The following is a 6480-nucleotide window of genomic DNA, read 5'->3' on the forward strand; positions in this document are numbered from 1 at the left end:
CACGTTGTCCCCGTCCCCGCCGCCATCTCCTGCGACCCCCGCCCGGTGCGTGCCCGGCCAGGGCGGCGTGCCCGACTCGGTTGTGGGCGAGCTGCTGTGTGGTTCCTGGGGCGACGACGCCGCCAACGTGGTGTGGCCGCTCGTCCGAGACCGGTGGCCGTTGCTCCTCGCCGCCCTGGTGGCGCTCGTCGCCGTGCGGGTTGGGTGGATGCGGTGGCGGCGGCGCGTTTGGCGACGGCACGCCGCCGCAGCCCGGTGGCTGCAGATCACCCCGCCCGTGACCGCCACTCCGGCCGCGACGATCGGCCTGTGGCGGCTCCTCGCCACGGCGCTGCCCGCGCCGCGCCGGTGGGCGCTACGCCCGGCCCGGCTCGTCTGGGAGGTCACCGCCGACCCCGACGGGATGCGTTGCGGACTGTGGTTGCCACCAGGGGTCAACCCGACCGCCGTGGTGCGGCTGCTGCAACGCGGCTGGCCCGGTGTCCGCGCCGAACAGACCCGCCCACCGATCGTGCCCACCACCGGGGCGGTGGCCGCCCTCGCGGTCTGGCCCACCCAGCCGGAATGGCTACCCCTGGTCGAAGACACCACGCCTACCCACCGCCGAGGCATGGACGCGAGCGTCCCCGAGGAGGACCGGCTCCGGGGGGTCTACGGCGGGCTGGCCTCGGCCGGGCGCACCGGCGGCGCGATCCTGCAAGTCCACCTCGGCCGAGCACCCGCCCATCGCCTACGGCTGCTCCGTCGCGCGATGACCAACCCACAACGCGCCCGCCGCCCCCGAGGAACCGCCCGCGCGGCCGGGATGCTCGCCGACGGGCTACGAGCGCTGATCCTCGGCGTCCTGGACATCGTCACCCCCGGCCCGTCGATCCCGAGGCGGCACACCCGTTCCACCGACCCGTACACCGCCGAACTGGCCCGGCAGGCGCGGGCGAAGTACGCCGACGCACCCCACCTGCTCGTCGCCGTGCACATCGTCGCCGCCGGCCCCACCAAGCCCGCCGCCCGCGCTGCCGCTGCTGATGTCAGCTCCGGGTTCGGGCTGCTGTCGGCTCATTTCACCCGCCGCCGGCTCCGTTCCGGCGCGCTGGCGGCGGCCGACCGGTGGGTGTCCGAGGCGCGGATGAGCCTGGTGTCCGTGGCGGAAGCCGCTGCCCTCGCCGGGTTGCCCGCCGAACCGGCCGCCTACGGCCTACCCGGCGCGGCGTCACGCCGCCGGGCCGCGACCCGCGACATCTTCCGGGCTACCGAGCGGGACACACACCATCGCGCGGCAGAGCAAGCCGCGCCCAACGTCGACGACCCGCCAACCGTGTGGAGCACCTCATGAGCAAGACCAACCCCAACGCCGTCGCTTCTACCTCTCACCCGGAAGGGCGCCGGCTGAACCTGGTGCCGGTCGAGGACCGGCAGGGCCTGGGCGGCAAAGTCATCGGCGTCGCCAACGCCGGCCCCGCGATGCGGGTCGGGATCTCCTTGGCCGACTGCCGGTTCCACATCCACGCACTCGGACCGACCGGCACGGGCAAGACGACGCTGCTGATGCGGATGATCCTCGACGACGTCGAAGCCGGGCGCGGCGTGGCCGCGTTCGACCCGGCCAAGGGCGACCTCATCCGAGACCTCCTGGCCCGGCTGCCCAAGTCCTGCGGTGACCGGCTCGTCCTGATCGACCCGGACGAACGGGCCGCGCCACCGGCGATCAACCTGCTCGACCCGAGCGTGCACGGCGGCAGTCCGCACGACGTGGCCGCGAACCTCACGGCGGTGATGGCGAAGGTATGGTCACGATGGTGGGGACACCGCACCGCCGACATCTGCTACCACGGCCTGCTCACCCTCGCCCACGTCGAAGGCGCCACCCTCGCCCAGCTACCGCGGCTGTTGTCCGACTCGAAGTGGAGGACCGCACGGGTCAACGCCGCCACCAGCAAGCTGAACGCCTGGGAGGGCAACACCCTCGGCGAATTCTGGGAAGGGTTCAACGAGCTACCCGCCGCCCAGCGGTCCGGCCTGATCGCCCCGCTGCTGTCCCGGCTGCGCCTCGTGCTGGCGCATCCGATGGCGAACAGCTTGTTCGGGGTGCCGGCCACCACGTTCTCCTTCGCCGACATCCTCGACGGCGGCATCATGCTCGCCCGGCTACCCAAGGGCGTCATCGGCGAGGACGGCACCCGCCTCGTCGGCTCCCTACTCCTCGCCGGGCTGTGGCAGGCCACTACCGCCCGCGCCCGCATCCCCGAGGACGAGCGTCCCGACGCGATGATCGTGTTGGACGAGTGCCACAACTTCCTGCACCTGCCGATCGGGATCGATGACGCGCTCGCCGAGGCCCGCGGCTTGCACACCTCGTTCGTCCTCGCTCACCAGTACCTCGGCCAACTGTCCGGGGACATGGCAGAGGCGATCGACGCCAACGCCCGCAACAAGGTGTACTTCGCCCTCGCCCCCCGCGACGCCATCGACCAGGCCCGGCACCTGCGCCCCTACCTTGATGACGGGGACCTGATCCGCCTCGGCGGCTACGAAGTCGTCCTCCGTCCGGTCGCGGGCGGGCGGGTCGTGCCACCGGTCACCGCCGACACCGAGCCCCCACCACCGGCCGTGCCAGGACGAGCCGGCGAGCTGCGCCACGCGGCCCGCGACCACACCGGCCTCGCCATCAAGGAACGTCACCGGTTGCTCGGCGAGACCGCAACCGCCGCCGCCAAGGCCGAACCCTCGGCACCCGCCGAGGACGCGGCGGTGGAACTGGTGGGCCGCAACACCTTCGCTGTTCAGGGCGAGGGTTCTAACGAGACCTCTAACGAGCGATCCAACGAGGAACGCAACGACCACGAACAGCCGGGTGAACACACCCCCTTGAACGCGCCCTACGCGCACGTGGACGGCGGTGAGGAGGACCCGTGGACCGGAACCGACTGATAAGAGATATCCCTCCTACCCGCACATCTGCCACCGGCAGTCCCCGCCTCACGGCGTCCGTCGTGGCCGCCGAACTCGGCCGACTCACCCCCCGAGACCGACTCCTCCTGGACCTGCTCGACCAGCACCGCACCTTCACCACCGATCAGCTCGTCGATCTCGCCTTCGGTTCCGTCGGCCGTGCCCGCAACCGGCTCAACACCCTCCACGATCGAGACATCCTCGATCGGTTCCGCCACTACCAACGGCCCGGATCGCAATCCTGGCGGTGGACCCTCGGCCCGGTCGGCGCGGCCCTACTCGCGGCCGGACGAGGCGAGACGTTGCCCCGCCCGGCCGCTGTACGCGACGCCACCGCCCGACTCGCCATGTCCCCGACACTGGCGCACCTGGTGACCGTGAACGGGTTCTTCGTCGCGCTCACGGCTCATGCCCGCACACACCCCGGCGCGCGGCTGGCGCGGTGGTGGAACGAGGCACGCTGCCGTGAGGCGTGCAGCAACCTGGTCCGCCCGGACGGACACGGCGTGTGGGCCGACAACGGCCCGGCGGTGCCGTTCTGGGTCGAGGCTGACCTCGGCACCGAAACACTTGCCCGGGTGGTGGGCAAGCTGACCGGCTACGCCGCACTACCGCCCCGCCGCGCGTACCCGGTGCTGTTCTGGCTACCCACCACCGCCCGTGAGACCAACCTGCACGCCCACCTCCAGCGGGCCGGGGTGCCGGACGGGCTGACCGTGGCAACCGCCGCTGCCGACCACGCCGCCGCGCCCGGCGGCCCGGCGGGGCCGGTGTGGCGCATGACGGGGCATCCCGACCGGGTGAGCCTGGCCGGGCTGCCCGCACCGGGCGGGGACGGTGCGCCATGGGACGGCTAGCCGTATGGGGCGCGGCCGGGGTCGCCGGGTTGCTGCTGTTGCTCACGGCCGCTACCGCCGGGGTCGTCTCGTCGGTGCTCGGCGGTGGCGGTGGCGGTGGTAGCTGCGTCGGGGCGGTCACCGCGCCGGGTGCGACCCCGGCGGGGTTGTCGCCTGAGCAGGCCCGTAACGCCGGGCTGATCGTGACCGTGGGTGAGCGGTTGCGGGTACCGGTGCGCGGGTGGGTGGTCGCGGTTGCCACCGCCCTGCAGGAATCCTCGTTGATCAACCACGGTGACCTCGGCCCGAACAACGATCATGACTCGTTGGGGCTGTTCCAACAGCGACCGTCGCAAGGATGGGGCACCCCGGAACAGATCATGAACCCCGAGTACGCCGCCGCGACGTTCTACGAGGCGTTGCGACGGGTGCCCGGGTGGGAACGGCTACCGCTCACCGAGGCCGCACAGAAGGTGCAACGGTCGGCGTACCCGGACGCCTACGCCAAACACGAGACACGAGCAACCGAGATCGTGACGGCGTACACCGGCGGAACGCTGCCCGTGTGCGACGGGCGCGCCGATCAGCGCCTCCGGGTGGACCCGCCCCGTGACGGGCACGGCCGGTTCCGGCTACCGCACCGCCGACCGGCCAGCCCACGACGGGGTCGACATCATGGCCGCGAAAGGCACCGTCATCCGTGCCGCGTCCGGCGGCGTCGTAGTGCGCGTACGGTGCAACATCGGCGGTGAGTCGTGGGAACCCACCGGCGGCCCGATGCCGTGCGACAGCGACGGCTACCCCGGCCTCGGCGGGTGCGGCTGGTATACGGAGATCCGCCACGCGGGCGACATCGTTTCGCGGTACTGCCACATGGTGCGACAGCCGATGGTGCGGACAGGGCAGACCGTGATAGCGGGGCAGCCTATCGGCCACGTCGGCAGTTCCGGGAACTCGTCCGGTCCACATTTGCACTACGAGATCCACGAAGGCTTTCCCGCCGCCGAGAACAATGCCGTTGACCCCGTTCCTTTCATGCGCCAAAAGGGCGTGGCCCTGTAGATTCGTGAAGTGATTTTCCGCACAATTCAAGAAGGCCCGCACGGGTTGCGGTGAGCGCCGCGCGTCCGGTCCGCCGGGCGCGCGGCGTAGTCGTTTCAACCCGGAAACCGCGACCCCGCAAGACGGCGTGAGCGGCCCCCGTGCCGCCCACCCTACGCAGCACCAGGGGGCCACGCCGAACGTGCCGCAGCGTCGGACATGGGCCGTCAAATGGCGTTTCGGGCGGCGGTAGCGGTTCCTGAATCGAGAACGGAAGCGGCGGGGGGCGGTCCCCGTAAAGAGTCTTGCGCAACAGGGTTGACAATCGTCGCGTGCGGAGGGTCCATGGACGTGGGCAACAAAAACCGCCCCGGCGAAACCGCAAACAATGCGCACCCCGCGCACGCGGAATCGCTATTGCCGACCCCTATTGCGCGGAGGTTTATTCGCCATGTCCACCAACGCCAACACCGCCCCGACTACCACCGCCGCCACCGTCGCCCGGACCCTCGCTAACCACCCCGACGGCATCACCGTCCGTGACCTCGCCGCCGAGGCCGGGGTGGGACAGTCCACCGCCTCCAAGGCCCTCGCCGCGATGGAGGCCGATGGCACCGCCACCCGCACCCCCGGCCCGACCAACGGCAACCGCAAGAGCGCCGACATCTGGCACCCCGCCACCACCGACGAGCCGACCCCGGCCGACGCGACGCCGGACGCGACCGACGAGCCGACCTCGGGCGACGACGCCACCGACGCGACGCCGGACGCCACCGACGAGCCGACCCCGGCCGACGACGCCACCGACGCGACCCCGGACGCCACCGACGAGGCGACCCCCGCCGACGACGCGAACGGGGGCGGCGGGGCGGACGAGTCCGCGCTCCCGGAGGCCCCCGTGTCCGGTGCGCCGGTGTCGGGGGTGCCGGTCGCCCCGCGTCAGCCTGACCTGAAGGTGTTGATCATGGCCGGTGTGTTGGGTGGGCACCCGGACGGCATCACCGCCGACAACGCGATCAACGAGAGTGGTCTGTCGGTCGTCATGGGCGACACGATCCTCGCCGCGATGGAGGTTGCCGGGGCCGCGCGTCGCCTGCCCGTTGACGACGACGGTAACGAGTTGTGGCTCATCGGCGACGGGGACCTCGCCACGGTGGACCCGGCCAACGCCCCGACGCACTCCACGTGCCCGACGTGCGGGCACACCCGCAAGATCCGCCGCCCCTCGGCCCGGCGTACCACCGGCACCGGCCGCACGACCGGCGAGATCAACAGCGACGGGTCGGTGAAGCTGGCTAAGAACGAGTTGCGGCACCGGGTCGAGGCGTTCATGCGTGACCTCGGCCCCGGCCACGACGTGACCCCGGGCACCGCCGCCCGTGAGATCGGCGGACGCAGCCCCGGCGCGGTCCGCAACGCCATGGAAAAGCTGACCGGGTTCGGGGTGCTGATCCTGACCCGTGAGGCCCCGGAAACCTACGCCCTCGCGGACAACCCGCCCGCCCCGACCGCCGAGGTTCGCGCGTTCCGGGCCACGCCGCAGACCGACGACACCACCGCCGACGACGAGGCCGGCACCGACGAGGCCGCCGCCGCGCCGGTAGCGGCCTGACCTACCGCCCCGCCGGGGCCGGGCACCACGCCCGGCCCCGGC

The 6480-nt window shown here is 72.1% G+C and carries 3 protein-coding genes and 2 pseudogenes; all 5 read left to right on the plus strand.

All coding sequences use genetic code 11. The features are described from left to right. Positions 1-1333, plus strand: a pseudogene (locus C1I99_RS27745) (hypothetical protein); the annotation flags it as partial. After that, the gene (locus tag C1I99_RS27750) at positions 1330-2928 is read left to right on the plus strand and encodes a type IV secretory system conjugative DNA transfer family protein (protein ID WP_233512758.1); all 1599 of its coding nucleotides are present in this window, start codon (positions 1330-1332) and stop codon (positions 2926-2928) included. The pseudogene C1I99_RS27745 and the gene C1I99_RS27750, both read left to right, overlap by 4 nt. 62 nt (positions 2929-2990) lie before the next feature. After that, the gene (locus C1I99_RS27755; protein WP_111137164.1) at positions 2991-3806 is read left to right on the plus strand and encodes a replication-relaxation family protein; all 816 of its coding nucleotides are present in this window, start codon (positions 2991-2993) and stop codon (positions 3804-3806) included. Then, a pseudogene (locus C1I99_RS34885) lies at positions 3794-4847 on the plus strand (M23 family metallopeptidase). The gene C1I99_RS27755 and the pseudogene C1I99_RS34885 overlap by 13 nt, the downstream one beginning before the upstream one ends. A 430-nt stretch (positions 4848-5277) precedes the next feature. After that, positions 5278-6438: a MarR family transcriptional regulator gene (locus C1I99_RS27765; RefSeq protein ID WP_111137165.1), complete on the plus strand. Its 1161-nt coding sequence runs from the start codon at positions 5278-5280 to the stop codon at positions 6436-6438. Positions 6439-6480: the final 42 nt, after the last annotated feature.

The sequence above is a fragment of the Micromonospora deserti genome (assembly GCF_003236335.1).
Classification (GTDB): domain Bacteria; phylum Actinomycetota; class Actinomycetes; order Mycobacteriales; family Micromonosporaceae; genus Micromonospora; species Micromonospora deserti.

What these genes read in the sequence shown, in the direction of transcription:
- C1I99_RS27750 (WP_233512758.1), top strand. Translation starts at nt 1,330, where the DNA reads ATGAGCAAGACCAACCCCAACGCCGTCGCTTCTACCTCTCACCCGGAA.
- C1I99_RS27765 (WP_111137165.1), top strand. Translation starts at nt 5,278, where the DNA reads ATGTCCACCAACGCCAACACCGCCCCGACTACCACCGCCGCCACCGTC.